Consider the following 15,811-nt stretch of genomic DNA (forward strand, 5'->3'; position numbering starts at 1 on the left):
CCTCATCGTGCCTTCGCCGTCTGACTGGGAATGCCGTAGCGGATGATCGAGACGCCATCGCGCTTCTGTGCGGAATCATCGAGCGTGATCTCGCTCATCTTGACGTCAACGATGCTGCGCAGCGCCAGCGACAGCGTGCCGCTCTGGCGGGCGGCGGAAAGCGTCGCCGTCTGAGCGGGATTGAGCTCGAGGGTAACGGTCTTGCCGACCACCGCGTTCTGGCCGTCCTTCTCCTTCGGCGCCTGGTCGATGGCCAGGACGCGGACATTGGCCAGGATGATCTCGGACGTGATGAGATCGGGGGCGCCGCTGCTCTGGTCCGGATTCTTCAGACGGCGAGTCAGAAGGACGTCGACGCGGTCGTTGGGGAGGATGAAGCCGCCCGCGCCGGTCTCCGGCGAGATTTCGGTCGAGATCGCCCGCATGCCGGTGGGCAGGATGGCGGCCATGAAGCCGGAGCCTTCGGCCTTGACCAGCTTCTGGTCGCGGATCGGCTCACCCTGGATGAAGGGGGCGCGCGCAATCGAACCGGTGACCTGGGTCGCGCCCTCGGGACGCTCGTTGCGGCGGATGAAGGTGGCGCTGGCGGTCGCGGCCGGCCAGGTCTGCCATTGCACGTCTTCGGGTTTCACGGTCTGGCCGAGGCCGATGTCGTTCTTGGCCACGAGGACGTCGATGGTCGGAAGCTGCGCGACCGGAGCCGCCGGAGGTGGCGCAGAATTGTCCGAGCCGCTCGCCAGATACGCGGCGACGCCGCCGGCGCAGATGGCGACCGTCAGGACGGCAATGCGTGCCCTATTCATACGCTTCACTTTCCACAAAACGCCGCGACGCAGCCGCCGCCGTAATCGGCAGTTGACCAGCTATTCGTCAAAGCATGGTTAATGAGGCGTATCTAAATCGCCTTAACGCCGGGTTTACCCGTTGCGTTCAACGCATTGCGAGATGGGTAAGGTCGATCGCCTTCACCCATTCGGTCTCCGGGTAGACCATCAGCGCGCTCAGTGCGAGCGCGATGCCGTAGGGAATGCCGCTCTCCTTGGCGTGGAGCCGCGCGAGCCAGGCCTGGCCCGCCAGCCCGTAGGGCAGCGGCCATTGCCGGAACTGAAGCAGGAGCAGCGTCAGCGCTCCCCCGAACAGCGAGGCGTAGAGCAGGAAATTCATCAGCGGTGCGAAGCCGAACCAGAGCGCGACGGAGGCCGCGACCTTGGCGTCGCCGCCGCCGACCCAGCCCATCGCAAAACAGGTGAAGGCCACGACCAGGACAAGTGCGCCGGCGCCGACGTGACTCAACATCTCGTAAGGTGCCATGCCACCGGCGAGTGCGAGCGCGAAGAAGCCCGCGACCAGAGCCAGCGACACGCGGTTGGAGATCGTCATCGTGAAGAGATCGCTCGCGGCGGCAAACGCGATCAGGGCCGGGAAGAGCAGGAGGCGCGCAAGGTCGAGGATCATGGGTTGCGTCTTGAGGCCTGGGTTTGTCGCGGGAGCTGGCGTCGCCGGATGCTAGCCGGCAGTGCTAAATAAACCGACAACGGTGGCAGCTGCCTCGATATGCGGACCCCGCCGAGGGCGCGCTCACCAGAGGCTGGCAATGCGCGCGGCGAGCGCCACCGTCGCAAGCAGCAGCGCAAGGCAGATCCAGTAGGCGGGCGAGCCGGCTTGCGCCGTCTCCGCCTCGTTCGCCGCGACCGCGGCATCTGTTCTGTACTTGCGCAACGCCACAGGAACTCGCCGTCTTCAAAAACAAAGGCCCCGGAGGTCCGGGGCTTTTGCCGTCGTTCGTCGGTCGCTTACTTCAGCGACGTGCTGATCGAGGTGAACTTGGTGTTCAGCGTGGTGCCGAGATTGTTGACGACGGTGATGATGGCCAGCGCGATACCGGCGGCGATCAGACCGTATTCGATGGCGGTGGCGCCGGATTCATCCTTCGCGAAACGTGCAATCAGGTTCTTCATGAACATAACTCCATCTGGGGTGGGATCGCCTCGTTCGGCGCCGTGCTTGACGCGATGACCATGAGAGCCGAGCTCTTTCGGTAGAGTTAATTCGATCAGGCAAACCCGCCTCCCGCGCGATGCTTTTGGCCAAAGTGAATTTCGCATTAAAAGGGCAGTTGCAATTCGCTCCGGTTCCGAATGTGCCGCAAGCGCGGCGCCGGCTTCACCCTCCCTTAAATTTCACGGAGTAGGCGTAAGCGGGACAGCAATTCGCAAGAGAGGCGACGATGTCGAGCCTGCCCATGCAAGTCGCCCTGATGCTCGGCGAGACCATCGCGAAGGTGATCCCCATCACCTTCGCGCTCGCGGCGGTCTTCACCGTGCTCGAGCATTTCTGGGCCTGCAATCCCGGCGTGGCGTGGTGGCGCAAGCGCGAGATCGTCACCGACATCTGCTACTGGTTCTTCGTGCCCGTGTTCGCCCGCACCATGCGGATCGGACTTCTGATCGTCGGCGCGAGCCTCGTCTTCAACATCCATGATGCCGACGATCTCATCGCCTTCTACGACAATGGCCACGGCCCGCTGGCGCTGTTGCCGCTCTGGGTCCAGGCCGTTCTGTTCCTGGTCCTGTCCGATTTCATGCTGTACTGGCTGCACCGGCTTTTCCATGGCGGCGGGTTCTGGAAGTACCACGCGATCCATCACTCCTCGGAGGAGATCAGCTGGATCTCGGCGGCCCGCTTCCATCCCGTCAATCTCGTGCTCGGCACGATCGGGGTCGACGTCGTGCTGCTGATGGCCGGCATTTCCCCGAACGCGATGGTCTGGCTCGCCCCGTTCACGACCTTCCATTCGGCCTTCGTGCACGCCAACCTGAACTGGAGCTTCGGACCGTTCAAATACGTGCTGGCGACGCCGGTGTTCCACCGCTGGCACCACACCTCGCTCGAGGAGGGCGGCGACACCAATTTTGCCGGCACGTTTCCGGTCTGGGACGTGCTGTTCGGCACCTTCCGCATGCCCGAGGGGGAGTTGCCGCAGGACTACGGCAAGGACGAAGCGACCATGCCGAAGGAGATCGCGGGTCAGCTCGCCTATCCTTTCCGCCGGTAGGGCCTCGCGGAGACCGCAAAAATGCAAGTCCGTTCAAACAATGGCCGGCGAATTTGCGGAACGTTCACGAATTGAGGGCAGGTTAGCCGGGTCGGGCACCGGCTCCGCTGTTATCTGATCGCTTCTGCCGGTTTGTGCGTCCCGGGGGTAAGAGTATGCGTAATGAACTGCTGCGCCGTCATGCGCGCGTCTGTCTACTGGTTGCGGCTGCGATGCTGGCATCGCCGGCTGCCAGCCTTGCCGAGTCCACCGCCGATACCATCGCCGTCAGTGTCGATCAGGCCAAGCTGGTGAAGCTGCCCGGCAAGGTGGCGACCATCGTGGTCGGCAATCCCCTGATCGCCGACGTCACGCTCCAGCCCGGCGGCATGATCGTCGTGACCGGCAAGGGCTATGGCGCCACCAACTTCATCGCGCTCGACCGGGGCGGCGAGATCCTGGTCGACCGCCAGATCCAGGTCGAAGGCCCGAGCGACCGGCTCGTCACCGTCTATCGGGGCGTCGAGCGCGAGTCCTACAGCTGCGTGCCGATTTGCCAGCGCCGCGTGACGCTCGGCGACAGCGACACCTATTTCAACAACACGATGAGCCAGGCCGGGACGCTGAGCAACAACGCCAGCGGCAACGGCGGGGCTGCCAAGACCAACTAGCAAGATCAACTGGCAAGTCTGGTTGGCGGGTCTGCCCGGGAAGGATCGTGCGATCCGCCCGGACACGTGCGCGTGCGAAGAGGAGTTCTTCTCTTCGCGCGCCTGCTTCGTCTGCCGGGCCGTTCGTGGTGAGCGTAACGGGCGCTCGGGCGGGAACCGCCGGAAACACTTAAACAATCAGTTCTTGCTATTGAGCGGGGCAGATGATCGCCGCTGGGGGATTCGACGCGATGCCATCGCCTGCACCTACGAGGTTCGCGCCTCGCGCCGCGCTCCGCCGGTTTTGCGGTAACCGCCGCGGCTCCGCGGCCATCGAGTTCGCCCTGGTGGCGCCGGTCTTCTTCGCGCTGCTGTTTGCCATCATCGAGACGGCGCTGATGTTCTTCGCGAGCCAGGTGCTCGAGACCATGACGCAGAGTTCGGCGCGCGTGGTGCTGACCGGGCAGGCGCAATCCGGCTCGGTGACGGCCTGTGCCGTATCCGGCGTGAGCATGCCCTGCACGCAGTCGACGTTCAAGAGCTACGTCTGCAGCCAGATCCCGGCGCTGTTCGATTGCAGCAAGCTCTATGTCGACGTCACGAGCTTCTCTTCCTTCTCCGCGGTAACGCTGTCGAGCCATATCGACGGCTCCGGCAGTTTCGACACGAACACGGGCTACAGCCCGGGCAGTGCGGGCGACATCGTGGTGGTGCGACTGTTCTATCAGTGGCCGCTGTTCGTCACCGGGCTCGGCTTCAACATCTCCAATCTCGCGGGCAACAAGCGGCTGCTGGTGGCCACGGCCGCGTTCAAGAACGAGCCTTACTAGGACGATGGATCGGGACGGAATAATGCAGGCGATCGTAACTTTCTGGCGGGCGTGCCGCTGCTCCGCAGGCGACTTCGTCGCCGACACCAGGGCGCTCGCTGCGACCGAATTTGCGGTGATCGTGCCGTTGATGCTGGTGATGTTCTTCGGCACGGTCGAGTTCTCGTCGGCCGTGGCGATCGATCGCAAGGTGACGCTGATGGCGCGCACGCTGTCGGACCTCACCTCGCAGTCGACTTCGGTCGGCGATACCGACATGACCAATTTCTTCGCCGCCTCGACCGGCATCATGACGCCGTACCCCACCGCGCCGGTGGCCGCCACGATCAGCGAGCTCTACGTCGATCCCACGACCCTGCAGGCGCATGTGCAGTGGAGCAAGGGCTCGGTGCCGCGGACGGCGAAATCCGCGGTCACGATTCCAACGACGCTTGCGGTCGGCGGCACCTATCTGATCTTCAGCGAGGTCAGCTACACCTACACGCCGATGGTCGGTTATGCGCTCAAGAATGCGATTAACCTGAGCGACGTCGCCTATACGCGTCCGCGCCAGTCCACCTGCGTCTATTACAGCCCGGATACGACCTGCACGACCTACTGAGCGCATCCGCTTCCGCAGGACATGAAAAAAGGCCGTGCGTCGCGCACGGCCTTTCCTTTTTGACTTGTTCGCTCGCGCGAAAGCGGCGGGCTCAGCCGGCGGCGCGGAGGTTGTCCGCGGCCGACTTGCCGGAGCGGCGGTCGGCCACGATCTCGTAGGAGATCTTCTGGCCTTCGCGCAGCGAGCCGAGGCCCGCGCGCTCGACGGCACTGATGTGAACGAACACGTCCTGGCCGCCGTCGTCGGGCTGGATGAAGCCGAAGCCTTTGGTCGCATTAAACCACTTCACGGTTCCCATGCTCATGGGGTAGTCCCTTCTCAGATAACACAATGCAAAAGCCCGCTTGCGCAGGCAGGTTAGATCGAATTTTTGGAAGGGTCGTCAGCGTGTCTGAACCGGCTGTACCGGTGGATGCTAATGTCGTCCGGCCGAAAATCGATTAATTCATTTTATCGGAATTAAGGCCTCAAAACAATCCTGACGCGCACGATTTTTTGATCCGCCGCGATGTCCACGGCGGATCAGCATACAGATCGGAATTTTACTTCCACGCCTTCGCGCGAGAACCGGCTAGCGGCGGCGGAACTGGCCGCCGCGCTGGCCGGGACGCGGAGGTCCACCCACTCCACTGGGGCGTTCGTCCTTGTGACGGAAAATCAGCCGGCCCTTCTCGAGGTCATAGGGCGACATCTCCACCGTCACGCGGTCGCCCGCGAGCGTTTTGATGCGGTTCTTCTTCATCTTGCCGGCGGTGTAGGCAACGATCTCGTGTCCGGCGTCGAGCTGCACGCGGTAGCGGGCGTCGGGGAGGATTTCGGTGACCAGTCCTTCGAACTGGATCAGCTCTTCCTTAGCCATGAATTTCTCCAGGTCGTGGACGGCTAGTGCGAATAGGGTTTGCGGTTCGGTTGGCCGTTCGGCCGACTCTCGCGGCGCAAAAAGGCAACGCCTTGTATCCCATCGGACGTCCCGGCGCTATGCGTGGAACGCTGTTCCGGACGATCGGCAGGTGAAGAATGCACCTTGCCACCGGAGCGGCGGCGACGAGAACCCTTCGAGGCCTTCGGGCCATTGCCGGGCCGTCCGTCAGCGTGCCTCGCCTCGCCATGCCGTCCCTCGCCGGGCCGTCCGTCGCCCTGCTTGCCGGCGCTGTGGTGGCGTCCGTCGGAATGCCTGTCGTCGGCACGCCGCCCGTCACCATGCCGTGCGCCCTGCGGACGCTGGCCAGGGCGGCCGCCCGGCCGGCCCTGTCGTTGCTGCGACGGGGCAGGGCCCGCATCGCGCCGGCCGGCGTCGGTGCGGAGGTCCTCACGGGGCAGCGCCACCTTGATCAGCCGCTCGATGTCGCGGAGGTAGCTGAGCTCCTCGCCGCCTGCGACCAGCGAGATCGCGGTGCCGTCGGCGCCGGCGCGTGCCGTGCGGCCGATGCGGTGCACATAGGTCTCGGGCACGTTGGGCAGGTCGAAATTGATGACGTGGGTGATGCCATCGACGTCGATGCCGCGGGCGGCGATGTCGGTGGCGACCAGGGTGCGGATTTCACCCGAGCGGAACTGGGCGAGCGTGCGCTCGCGATGGTTCTGCGACTTGTTGCCGTGGATGGCGCTGGCGGCGATGCCGGCCTTCTCGAGTGTCTTCACGACCTTGTCGGCGCCATGCTTGGTGCGGGTAAAGACCAGCGCGCGGTTGATCGGCTCGTCCTTCAGGAGCTTGGTCAGGAAGGCGGGCTTGGCGGAGAAGTCGACCTGGATGATGCGCTGGTTGATCCGCTCGGCGGTCGAGGAGACCGGGGTCACCGCGACGCGGGCGGGATCACGCAGCATGGCGTCGGCGAGCTCGGCGATGTCCTTCGGCATGGTGGCCGAGAAGAACAGCGTCTGCCGCTTGATCGGCAGCTTGGCGACGATTTTGCGGATGTCGTTGATGAAGCCCATGTCGAGCATGCGGTCGGCCTCGTCGAGCACGAGGAATTCGACGCTGCCAAGCTTCAGTCCGTTGCTCTGCACGAGATCGAGCAGGCGGCCGGGGGTGGCGACCAGGACCTCGACGCCCTGCATCAGCGAGCGGACCTGACGGCCCATCGGCACACCGCCGATGGCGAGGGTCGAAGACAGGCGGATGTGGCGGCCATAGGCGTTGAAGCTGTCGAGGATCTGCCCCGAAAGCTCGCGGGTGGGCGACAGCACCAGGACGCGGGCCGTCTTGGGCTGCGGCTTGATGCGGTGCTCGAGCAGGCGGTGCAGGATCGGCAGCGCGAAGGACGCGGTCTTGCCGGTGCCGGTCTGGGCGATGCCGACGACGTCGCGGCCGGTCAACGCCAGCGGGACGGTCTGGGCCTGGATCGGGGTTGGGGTGACGTAATTCTCTTCACGAAGAGCGCGCGCGATGGGTTCGGCGAGGCCGAAGTCCTGAAACGAAGTCAAAAGAGGGGTTCTTTCCATGTCAAAAGCGGGCGCCCGGCGCATTCAGCGCGGCGCGCGCAAAAGGGTGTCGAGAAGACACCTGCGTGTTTGGGGTGTCGGATGGCTTGGGAGATATGGGGCAAGCCAGACGCCCGTTGGGGCTTAAGAACACGCGGCTCGCTACGACCCCTTGATTCGCAAGAGGTCTCGGCTGCTCATATGGAACATTGACGGGGCGCTTTCAAGGCAGGCGCGTCCCAAATTCCGATTGCGGTGCAGAAATAGTTATGCCGGAAATTTAGCCAGAACTGGATATCTGCTCAGAAAATAGCCTGATTGCCGCTTTCGCGCACATTTGAATTGCCTGGTATTTAGGCGGATTGACCGCTGCCAAGCTTTGATTTCTGGCGATTTTATAAACAAAACCAATGGCTTGATGGGTGTTCAGTCCATGGCATGGTTCTTGCGATTCCGTTAATCGCAGGCGGCCGTGGGGCCGTTTCGCAGCGTCTTTTCCACGTCTGCGTCAGGGAGATGATTTACAAATGCTTACCAAATCCACTCACGATATAGCGGCGTCATTTAGCCGCCGCGGCGTGCTCGCCGCGACTGCCGGACTGATGCTCGGTCTGGCTTCCATTTCCGGTGCGAAGGCCGCGGACGACACCATCAAGGTCGGTGTGCTTCACTCTCTCTCCGGCACCATGGCGATCAGCGAAACCACGCTGAAGGACACCATCCTCTTCCTGATCGACGAGCAGAACAAGAAGGGCGGCGTGCTCGGCAAGAAGCTCGAAGCCGTCGTCGTCGACCCCGCTTCGAACTGGCCGCTGTTCGCCGAAAAGGCCCGCGAGCTGATCACCAAGGACAAGGTCTCGGTCGTGTTCGGCTGCTGGACCTCGGTGTCGCGCAAGTCGGTGCTCCCGGTGTTCAAGGAGCTGAACAACATCCTGTTCTACCCCGTGCAGTACGAGGGCGAGGAGAGCGAGCGCAACGTGTTCTACACGGGTGCCGCGCCGAACCAGCAGGCGATCCCCGCCGTCGACTATCTGATGAAGGACGAGAAGGTGAAGCGCTGGGTGCTCGCCGGCACCGACTACGTCTATCCGCGCACCACCAACAAGATCCTGGAAGCCTATCTGAAGTCGAAGGGTGTCGCCCAGGAAGACATCATGATCAACTACACGCCGTTCGGTCACTCCGACTGGCAGACGATCGTGGCCGACATCAAGAAGTTCGGTTCGGCCGGCAAGAAGACCGCGGTGGTCTCGACCATCAACGGCGACGCCAACGTTCCCTTCTACAAGGAGCTCGGCAACCAGGGCATCAAGGCGAAGGACATCCCGGTGGTCGCGTTCTCGGTGGGTGAGGAAGAGCTCGCCGGCATCGACACCAAGCCGCTGCTCGGCCATCTTGCCGCCTGGAACTACTTCCAGTCGATCAAGTCGCCGGAGAACGAGAAGTTCATCAAGGCGTGGCAGACCTACACCAAGAATCCGAAGCGCGTGACCAACGATCCGATGGAAGCGCACGTGATCGGCTTCGACATGTGGGTCAAGGCTGTCGAGAAGGTGAAGTCGACCGATCCCGACAAGGTCATCGACGCTCTCCCGGGCATCGAAGCCAAGAACCTGACCGGCGGCACCTCCAAGATGCTTCCGAACCACCACATCACCAAGCCGGTGTTCATCGGCGAGATCAAGGCGAACGGTCAGTTCGACGTAGTCTGGAAGACCCCGGGTCTCGTCGCTGGCGATGCCTGGTCGAAGGAGCTCGACGGCTCCAAGGACCTGATCGGCGACTGGGTCGGCAAGAAGTGCGGCAACTTCAACACCAAGACCAACAAGTGCCTCGGATCGGGCTCCTGATCCAGAGCTGACCGTCCATCGTACGCGACCGGAGAAGGCGGCGATCCCGCCGCCTTCTCCACTCATTTCTGCCGGGGTCATTCACAGTGCCAGCCCATTTGTCCGCCCGTCTCTGTTCGCTCCTTCTCTCGCTGCTTCTCATCGCGTTCGCACTGCCGGCCTTCGCCGGTCCGTTCGAGGATGCGGTCGCCAAATTCGCCAACGACGATTTCTCCGACACGGATGAGGCGATCGGCGTGGTCGCGAGCAGCGGCAACAAGCTGGCCTTCCCCATCATCAGCGCGCTCCAGGACGGCCGCCTGATGGCCGATCCTGATAGCAAGAAGGTTTACGTCACCGGCGCCGACGGCAAGTCGATCGATGCCGCGACCGGCGAGCCCGTCGCCAGCGTTCCCGACAGTGCGAGCGCGGTGCGCCTCAACAATCGCCTGCGCCGCAGCGTGGATGCCGCGCTCGGCAGCCTGACGCTACAGTCGCCGGACGTCGGAACGCGCCTGCAGGCCGCGCAATCCGTCTTCAAGTCGCACGAGGAGACCGCGCTCGAGCCTGTCGATGCCGCGCTCGCCAAGGAAACCAACAAATCAGTCAAGGCCGCGCTCGGCGAAGCCCGCGCGGCGATCCTGTTGTTCAAGCCTGATGCCGCCGAGGTCGAGAAGCTCGAGGCGGTCGCCCTCCTCAAGGCGCGCGGCGACCAGGAGGCGCTGGCGCTGCTCACCGGCATGGGCGACCAGCCGGCCTCGGTGACCAAGGCCGCCGCGAGCGCGATCAGCTCGATCCAGAGCTCGCTCGCGGTCTGGTCCACCGTGCAGAATGCCTGGTACGGCCTCTCGCTCGGCTCGGTGCTGCTGCTCGCCGCGATCGGCCTTGCCATCACCTTCGGCGTGATGGGCGTCATCAACATGGCGCATGGCGAGATGGTGATGATCGGGGCCTACACCACCTTCGTGGTGCAGGAGGTGATCCGCACCCGCTATCCCGGCCTGTTCGACTATTCCTTGCTGATCGCCGTGCCGCTCGCCTTCCTCGTTGCAGGCGCCATCGGCGTGCTGATCGAGCGCAGCATCATCCGCTTCCTCTACGGCCGCCCGCTGGAGACGCTGCTGGCGACCTGGGGCCTGTCGCTAGTGCTGCAGCAGGCGGTGCGCACCATGTTCGGCCCGACCAACCGCGAGGTCGGCAATCCCTCCTGGATGAGCGGCGCCTTCGAGTTCGGCCAGATCACCATCACCTACAACCGGCTCTGGATCCTCTGCTTCACGCTCGCGGTGTTCGCGATCCTGCTGGCGATGCTGCGCTACACGGCGCTCGGTCTCGAGATGCGCGCGGTGACGCAGAACCGCCGCATGGCGGCCTCGATGGGCATCGCGACCTCGCGCGTCGACGCGCTGACCTTCGGCCTCGGCTCGGGCATTGCCGGCATCGCCGGCGTGGCGCTGTCGCAGATCGACAATGTCAGCCCCAATCTCGGCCAGAGCTACATCATCGACAGTTTCATGGTCGTGGTGTTCGGCGGTGTGGGCAATCTCTGGGGGACGCTGGTCGGCGCCTTTACGCTCGGCATCGCCAACAAGTTCCTGGAGCCGGTTGCCGGCGCCGTGCTCGGCAAGATCGCCATCCTGGTTCTCATCATCCTGTTCATTCAAAAGCGGCCGCGCGGCCTGTTCGCGCTCAAGGGCCGTGCGGTGGAAGCATGACCCCTCACATGCTGACGCGATCGCTGGACCGCGGCGCGACGATCTTCCTCGCCGTCGTCGCGGCCTGCGGCATCCTGATCCCGCTCTCCAACCTGCTGCTGCCCGCGGGCTCGTTTCTCCAGGTGCCGACCTATCTCGTCGCGCTCTGGGGCAAATATGTCTGCTACGCGATCCTGGCGCTCTCGATCGATCTGATCTGGGGCTATTGCGGCATCCTCTCGCTCGGCCACGGCGCCTTCTTCGCGCTCGGCGGCTACGCGATGGGCATGTACCTGATGCGGCAGATCGGCACCCGCGGTGTCTACGGCAACCCGATCCTGCCCGACTTCATGGTGTTCCTGAACTATTCGAAGCTGCCCTGGTACTGGTACGGTTTCGACATGTTCTGGTTTGCAGCGCTGATGGTGCTGGTCGTGCCCGGCCTGCTCGCCTTCTGCTTCGGCTGGCTCGCCTTCCGCTCGCGCGTCACCGGCGTCTATCTGTCGATCATCACGCAGGCGATGACCTATGCGCTGCTGCTCGCCTTCTTCCGCAACGATTTCGGCTTCGGCGGCAACAACGGCCTGACCGACTTCAAGGACATCCTCGGCTTCAACGTCCAGGCGGAGGGCACCCGTGCCGCGCTGTTCGCGCTGAGCTGCCTGGCGCTGATCGCAGGCTTCCTGATCTGCCGGTCCATCGTCTCGTCCAAGCTCGGCAAGGTGCTGATCGCGGTGCGTGATGCGGAATCGCGCACGCGCTTCCTCGGCTACCGCGTCGAATCCTACAAGCTGTTCGTGTTCACGGTGTCGGCGTGCATGGCCGGCGTCGCCGGTGCGCTTTACGTGCCGCAGGTCGGTATCATCAATCCATCCGAATTCGCACCCGGCAATTCGATCGAGGCGGTGATCTGGGTCGCGGTCGGCGGCCGCGGCACGCTGATCGGCGCGGCGCTCGGCGCCGTCGTGGTCAATTACGCAAAAACGTTCTTCACCTCGGGCATGCTCGCGCCCTACTGGTTGTTCATGCTCGGCGCGCTGTTCATCCTGGTGACGCTGCTGCTGCCCAAGGGCATCGTCGGCACCTTCAACGCCTGGTGGGACCAGTCGAAGGAAAAGCGCGCCGCGACCTCGGTGAGTGCTGCGGCCGAAGACGGCGTCACTGAACCGAAGATGGCGGAGTAGCGGTCATGAACGTCATGGATACCCGCGCGACCTCCGCGATGCTCTATCTCGACGGCGTGCACGTCTCGTTCGACGGCTTCCATGCCATCAACAATCTGTCGCTGACGCTCGAACCCGGCGAGATGCGCGCCATCATCGGCCCCAACGGCGCCGGCAAGACCACGATGATGGACATCATCACCGGCAAGACCAAGCCGGACGAGGGCACGGTGCTGTTCGACGGTGTCACCGATCTGACGCGGCTCGACGAGACCCGCATCGCCGAGCTCGGCATCGGTCGCAAATTCCAGAAACCGACCGTGTTCGAGAGCCAGACCGTGCAGGACAACCTCCTGCTCGCGCTCAATGTCGATCACAGCGTCAAGGGCACGCTGTTCTGGCGCGGCAGCAAGGCCGAGTCCGAGCGCATCGACAAGGTGCTGGAGACGATCCGCCTCACCGAGGCCCGCAACCGTCTCGCCGGCAGCCTCAGCCACGGCCAGAAGCAGTGGCTCGAGATCGGCATGCTGCTCGCGCAGGACCCGAAACTGCTGCTGGTCGACGAGCCCGTTGCAGGGATGACCGACGTCGAGACGCATCTCACCGCCGAGCTGCTGAAAGAGATCAACAAGACCCACACAGTGATGGTCGTCGAGCACGACATGACGTTCGTGCGCGAGCTCGGCGTCAAGGTCACCTGCCTGCACGAAGGTTCTGTGCTGGCGGAGGGAACCATCGACCAGGTCTCGTCCAACGAGCGGGTCATCGAAGTTTATCTGGGACGCTGAGCGATGCTTGAGGTCAAGGACATCAACCTGTTCTACGGCGCCGCGCAGGCGCTGCGCGGCGTCTCGATCTCGGCGGAGCCGGGCAAGGTGACGTGCGTGCTGGGGCGCAACGGCGTCGGCAAGACATCGCTCTTGCGCGCCATGGTCGGGCAATATCCGATCTCCTCGGGCGCGATCGTGCTCGACGGCAACGACATCACCGGCCTCAAGCCCTATGAGCGGGCGCGCAAGGGCATTGGCTTCGTGCCGCAGGGCCGCGAGATCTTTCCGCTGCTGACGGTCGAGGAGAATCTCAAGACCGGCTTCGGTCCGCTCAAGCGCGAGGACAAGCACATTCCGGACGACGTGTTCTCGTTGTTTCCGGTGCTGCAATCCATGCTCGGCCGGCGCGGCGGCGACCTCTCCGGCGGTCAGCAGCAGCAACTCGCGATCGGGCGCGCGCTGGTGATGCGGCCGAAGCTGCTCCTGCTCGATGAGCCGACCGAGGGCATCCAGCCCTCGATCATCAAGGACATCGGTCGCGCCATCTCCTATTTGCGCAACCTCGGCAACATCGCCATCGTGCTGGTCGAACAATATCTCGACTTTGCCTGCGAACTCGGCGACAGTTTCGCCGTGATGGATCGCGGCGCGGTGAAGTTCACCTGTGATCGCTCCAATCTCGATCCGGGCGAGATCAGCCGCCAGATGGCGCTGTAAGCCGGAAAATCCTGCCGCGACCGGCTGGGGAGACGGATGCGCAGCGAACTTTCAGCCAATTCTCTTGACCTAGAGTCCACTGTATTCGAGGCGAACCGTGCCCGCGGTGCGGTGCGCTTCGACGTCCATGCGCGCGACGGCGTGACGCGGCGTGGCGTCTTGCATGAGTCCGGCTCGCTGCGCGTGCGCTTTCCCTCGCCGGAAGGCGAGGGGCTCTCCGGCGTGTTCGTCAACACGGCCGGCGGCGTCGCCGGAGGGGACAATTTCGATATCGACATTGCGGCGGCCGAGCGCTCGCGCCTGACCTTGACTACGGCGGCCGCCGAAAAGGTCTATCGCGCGCCGGGAGCGGCAGCACAGCTCAATATTTCCTTGAAGGTCGCCGCGGGTGCGCATCTCGGCTGGCTGCCCCAGGAGACGATCCTGTTCGATCGCGCCCGGGTTCATCGCCGCTTCGACATCGAACTCGACGAGGCCGCCTCGCTCCTGCTTTGCGAGATCGTCGTGTTCGGCCGCACCGCCATGGGCGAACGGATGGAGCAAGGCGAGTTCGTCGATCGCTGGCGGCTCTCCCGCGGCGGCAGGCTGGTGTTCGCAGAGACTGTCAGGCTCGACGGCAATATCGGCGCAAAACTTGGGCGATCGGCCGTTACCGGGGGCGGCGCCGCGATCGGCACGGCGCTGATCGTGCCCGGTGATGAGGCGCTGGTCGAAAAAATCCGCGAGGCGTCGGGCTCATTCTCCGGCGAGGTCGGAATCTCCGCCTGGAATGGCTTTGCAATGGCGCGGTTCTGTGCCCAAGATGCGGCGCGCCTGCGGGCCGACATGATGGCCGTGCTGGCGCGCACCGGTGCGGCGTTGCCGCGCCTCTGGCTGAATTGACGGTTGAATTGACGTGTTGAACGGAAGAGATTCTTCATGAACCTGTCTCCCCGCGAAAAGGACAAGCTTCTGATCTCGATGGCGGCCATCGTGGCCCGCCGAAGGCTCGATCGCGGCGTCAAGCTCAACCATCCCGAGGCGATCGCGATCATTTCCGATTTCATCCTCGAAGGCGCGCGCGACGGCCGCACCGTCGCGGAGCTGATGCAGTCCGGCGCGCAGGTCCTGACCCGCGACCAGGTGATGCCGGGCATTCCCGAGATGATCCACGACATCCAGGTCGAGGCGACGTTTCCGGATGGCACCAAGCTCGTCACCGTGCACGAGCCGATCAGGTAGGAGAGAAGCATGATCCCCGGCGAACTTTTCATCCAGGACGGCGAGATCGAGCTCAATGCCGGCCGCAAGATCGTGACGCTGACGGTGGCCAATACCGGCGACCGCCCGATCCAGGTCGGCTCGCACTACCATTTCTTCGAGACCAATCCCGCGCTGAAATTCGACCGCAAGAAAGCCCGCGGCATGCGCCTCGACATCGCCGCCGGCACCGCCGTCCGCTTCGAACCCGGCCAGACCCGCGACATCCAGCTCGTCGCCATGGCGGGCAAGAAGACGATCTACGGCTTCCGCGGCGACGTTATGGGGAAGCTGTGAAGCATGAGGCCGCCCGTCCGTTTCATTTCCGAAGCTGCCGAAGTGGCCGTTCGTCGGCATAAGGGCATGATGCGTAAGGGGCGAGACAACGAGCCCTACGCAAACCATCTTGCCGAAGTCGCGAACTTCCTTGCTATCGCAACGAATGGTGGGGATGCTGAACTTGTCGCAGCTGGCTGGCTGCACGATACGCTTGAGGACACTGAGACGACTATTGAAGAGCTCTCATTGAGATTTTCTGATCGTGTCGCCTCGCTCGTCATTGAATGCACGGATGACATGAGTCTGCCAAAGGCAGAGCGTCGGCGGCGACAAGTGGCCGATGCGCCGAAGAAGTCGGCTGGCGCCAAGCTGATCAAGATCGCCGATAAGATCAGCAATATCGGGGCTCGTATTCGTTCCAACCCGACCGCTGAGCGGCGTGCCGATCTGATCGAGTACACCGATTGGGCGGAGCAGGTCGTGGCGGGCTGCCGCGGCGGTAATGCCTATCTCGACGAAATGTTCGACGACGTGGTGAAACGAGCGAGAGCCTCGCTATGAACACCATCAAAACACCTAAACGT

20 protein-coding genes are annotated in these 15,811 nt (G+C 63.7%); 13 read left to right on the forward strand and 7 right to left on the reverse strand.

Annotation, left to right across the window (positions count from 1 at the left end; translation table 11 throughout):
* Nucleotides 1–2: 2 nt before the first annotated feature.
* From cpaB to RAD15_RS08035, 4 genes are all read right to left on the reverse strand, one after another.
* A complete protein-coding gene (gene cpaB, locus RAD15_RS08020; protein WP_458176158.1) occupies nucleotides 3–803 on the reverse strand; it encodes a Flp pilus assembly protein CpaB in 801 nt (266 codons plus the stop codon).
* Between the two features lie 127 nt (nucleotides 804–930).
* Nucleotides 931–1,455 carry an A24 family peptidase gene (locus RAD15_RS08025; protein WP_458176160.1) on the reverse strand — a complete coding sequence of 175 codons (525 nt, stop codon included), beginning with the start codon at nucleotides 1,453–1,455 and terminating at the stop codon, nucleotides 931–933.
* Between the two features lie 123 nt (nucleotides 1,456–1,578).
* Nucleotides 1,579–1,719, reverse strand: coding sequence for a hypothetical protein (locus tag RAD15_RS08030; protein WP_458176800.1), 141 nt, complete (start codon nucleotides 1,717–1,719; stop codon nucleotides 1,579–1,581).
* A gap of 74 nt (nucleotides 1,720–1,793) precedes the next feature.
* On the reverse strand, nucleotides 1,794–1,958 hold the full coding sequence (locus RAD15_RS08035; RefSeq protein WP_027544253.1) for a Flp family type IVb pilin: 165 nt from the start codon (nucleotides 1,956–1,958) through the stop codon (nucleotides 1,794–1,796).
* 269 nt (nucleotides 1,959–2,227) lie between these two features.
* Between RAD15_RS08035 and RAD15_RS08040 the strand changes: the two genes are divergently transcribed.
* The 4 genes from RAD15_RS08040 (at nucleotide 2,228) to RAD15_RS08055 (ending at nucleotide 5,115) form a co-directional block, all read left to right on the forward strand.
* Complete coding sequence (locus RAD15_RS08040; protein WP_458176162.1) at nucleotides 2,228–3,055, forward strand: sterol desaturase family protein; 828 nt, start codon at nucleotides 2,228–2,230, stop codon at nucleotides 3,053–3,055.
* A gap of 155 nt (nucleotides 3,056–3,210) precedes the next feature.
* A complete protein-coding gene (locus RAD15_RS08045) occupies nucleotides 3,211–3,705 on the forward strand; it encodes a pilus assembly protein N-terminal domain-containing protein (protein WP_458176164.1) in 495 nt (164 codons plus the stop codon).
* 230 nt (nucleotides 3,706–3,935) lie between these two features.
* Entirely contained in the window at nucleotides 3,936–4,514 is a 579-nt protein-coding gene (locus RAD15_RS08050) for a TadE/TadG family type IV pilus assembly protein (RefSeq protein ID WP_458176166.1), read from the forward strand.
* Between the two features lie 22 nt (nucleotides 4,515–4,536).
* Nucleotides 4,537–5,115, forward strand: a complete 579-nt coding sequence (locus RAD15_RS08055; RefSeq protein WP_458176168.1) for a TadE/TadG family type IV pilus assembly protein — start codon at nucleotides 4,537–4,539, stop codon at nucleotides 5,113–5,115.
* 91 nt (nucleotides 5,116–5,206) lie between these two features.
* Here the strand turns inward: RAD15_RS08055 and RAD15_RS08060 are convergent, their stop codons facing one another.
* The 3 genes from RAD15_RS08060 to RAD15_RS08070 all read right to left on the reverse strand — a co-directional run bounded on the left by RAD15_RS08060 (nucleotide 5,207) and on the right by RAD15_RS08070 (nucleotide 7,581).
* Complete coding sequence (locus tag RAD15_RS08060; RefSeq protein WP_014439634.1) at nucleotides 5,207–5,419, reverse strand: cold-shock protein; 213 nt, start codon at nucleotides 5,417–5,419, stop codon at nucleotides 5,207–5,209.
* Between the two features lie 267 nt (nucleotides 5,420–5,686).
* Nucleotides 5,687–5,974: a translation initiation factor IF-1 gene (gene infA / locus RAD15_RS08065; RefSeq protein WP_008131890.1), complete on the reverse strand. Its 288-nt coding sequence runs from the start codon at nucleotides 5,972–5,974 to the stop codon at nucleotides 5,687–5,689.
* Between the two features lie 23 nt (nucleotides 5,975–5,997).
* Nucleotides 5,998–7,581, reverse strand: coding sequence for a DEAD/DEAH box helicase (locus RAD15_RS08070; RefSeq protein WP_458176171.1), 1,584 nt, complete (start codon nucleotides 7,579–7,581; stop codon nucleotides 5,998–6,000).
* 482 nt (nucleotides 7,582–8,063) lie between these two features.
* Between RAD15_RS08070 and urtA the strand changes: the two genes are divergently transcribed.
* The 9 genes from urtA to RAD15_RS08115 all read left to right on the forward strand — a co-directional run bounded on the left by urtA (nucleotide 8,064) and on the right by RAD15_RS08115 (nucleotide 15,788).
* Nucleotides 8,064–9,386 (forward strand): urea ABC transporter substrate-binding protein, encoded by a 1,323-nt coding sequence (gene urtA, locus RAD15_RS08075; protein ID WP_027544248.1) that lies wholly within the window; start codon nucleotides 8,064–8,066, stop codon nucleotides 9,384–9,386.
* Nucleotides 9,387–9,472: 86 nt separating this feature from the next.
* The gene (gene urtB, locus RAD15_RS08080) at nucleotides 9,473–11,080 is read left to right on the forward strand and encodes an urea ABC transporter permease subunit UrtB (protein WP_458176173.1); all 1,608 of its coding nucleotides are present in this window, start codon (nucleotides 9,473–9,475) and stop codon (nucleotides 11,078–11,080) included.
* Nucleotides 11,077–12,243 carry an urea ABC transporter permease subunit UrtC gene (urtC, locus tag RAD15_RS08085; RefSeq protein ID WP_458176175.1) on the forward strand — a complete coding sequence of 389 codons (1,167 nt, stop codon included), beginning with the start codon at nucleotides 11,077–11,079 and terminating at the stop codon, nucleotides 12,241–12,243. Before urtB ends, urtC begins: the two co-directional genes overlap by 4 nt.
* 5 nt (nucleotides 12,244–12,248) lie before the next feature.
* Nucleotides 12,249–13,010: an urea ABC transporter ATP-binding protein UrtD gene (gene urtD, locus RAD15_RS08090; protein WP_011084268.1), complete on the forward strand. Its 762-nt coding sequence runs from the start codon at nucleotides 12,249–12,251 to the stop codon at nucleotides 13,008–13,010.
* A gap of 3 nt (nucleotides 13,011–13,013) precedes the next feature.
* Complete coding sequence (gene urtE / locus RAD15_RS08095) at nucleotides 13,014–13,709, forward strand: urea ABC transporter ATP-binding subunit UrtE (protein ID WP_458176177.1); 696 nt, start codon at nucleotides 13,014–13,016, stop codon at nucleotides 13,707–13,709.
* Nucleotides 13,710–13,745: 36 nt separating this feature from the next.
* Nucleotides 13,746–14,591 carry an urease accessory protein UreD gene (locus RAD15_RS08100; protein WP_458176179.1) on the forward strand — a complete coding sequence of 282 codons (846 nt, stop codon included), beginning with the start codon at nucleotides 13,746–13,748 and terminating at the stop codon, nucleotides 14,589–14,591.
* A 36-nt stretch (nucleotides 14,592–14,627) separates the two neighbouring features.
* Entirely contained in the window at nucleotides 14,628–14,930 is a 303-nt protein-coding gene (locus tag RAD15_RS08105; protein ID WP_007605424.1) for an urease subunit gamma, read from the forward strand.
* 9 nt (nucleotides 14,931–14,939) lie between these two features.
* Nucleotides 14,940–15,245, forward strand: coding sequence for an urease subunit beta (locus RAD15_RS08110; protein ID WP_458176181.1), 306 nt, complete (start codon nucleotides 14,940–14,942; stop codon nucleotides 15,243–15,245).
* Nucleotides 15,246–15,248: 3 nt separating this feature from the next.
* Nucleotides 15,249–15,788: an HD domain-containing protein gene (locus RAD15_RS08115; protein ID WP_458176183.1), complete on the forward strand. Its 540-nt coding sequence runs from the start codon at nucleotides 15,249–15,251 to the stop codon at nucleotides 15,786–15,788.
* Nucleotides 15,789–15,811 lie beyond the last annotated feature (23 nt).

The sequence above is a fragment of the Bradyrhizobium sp. 14AA genome, from assembly GCF_054185205.1.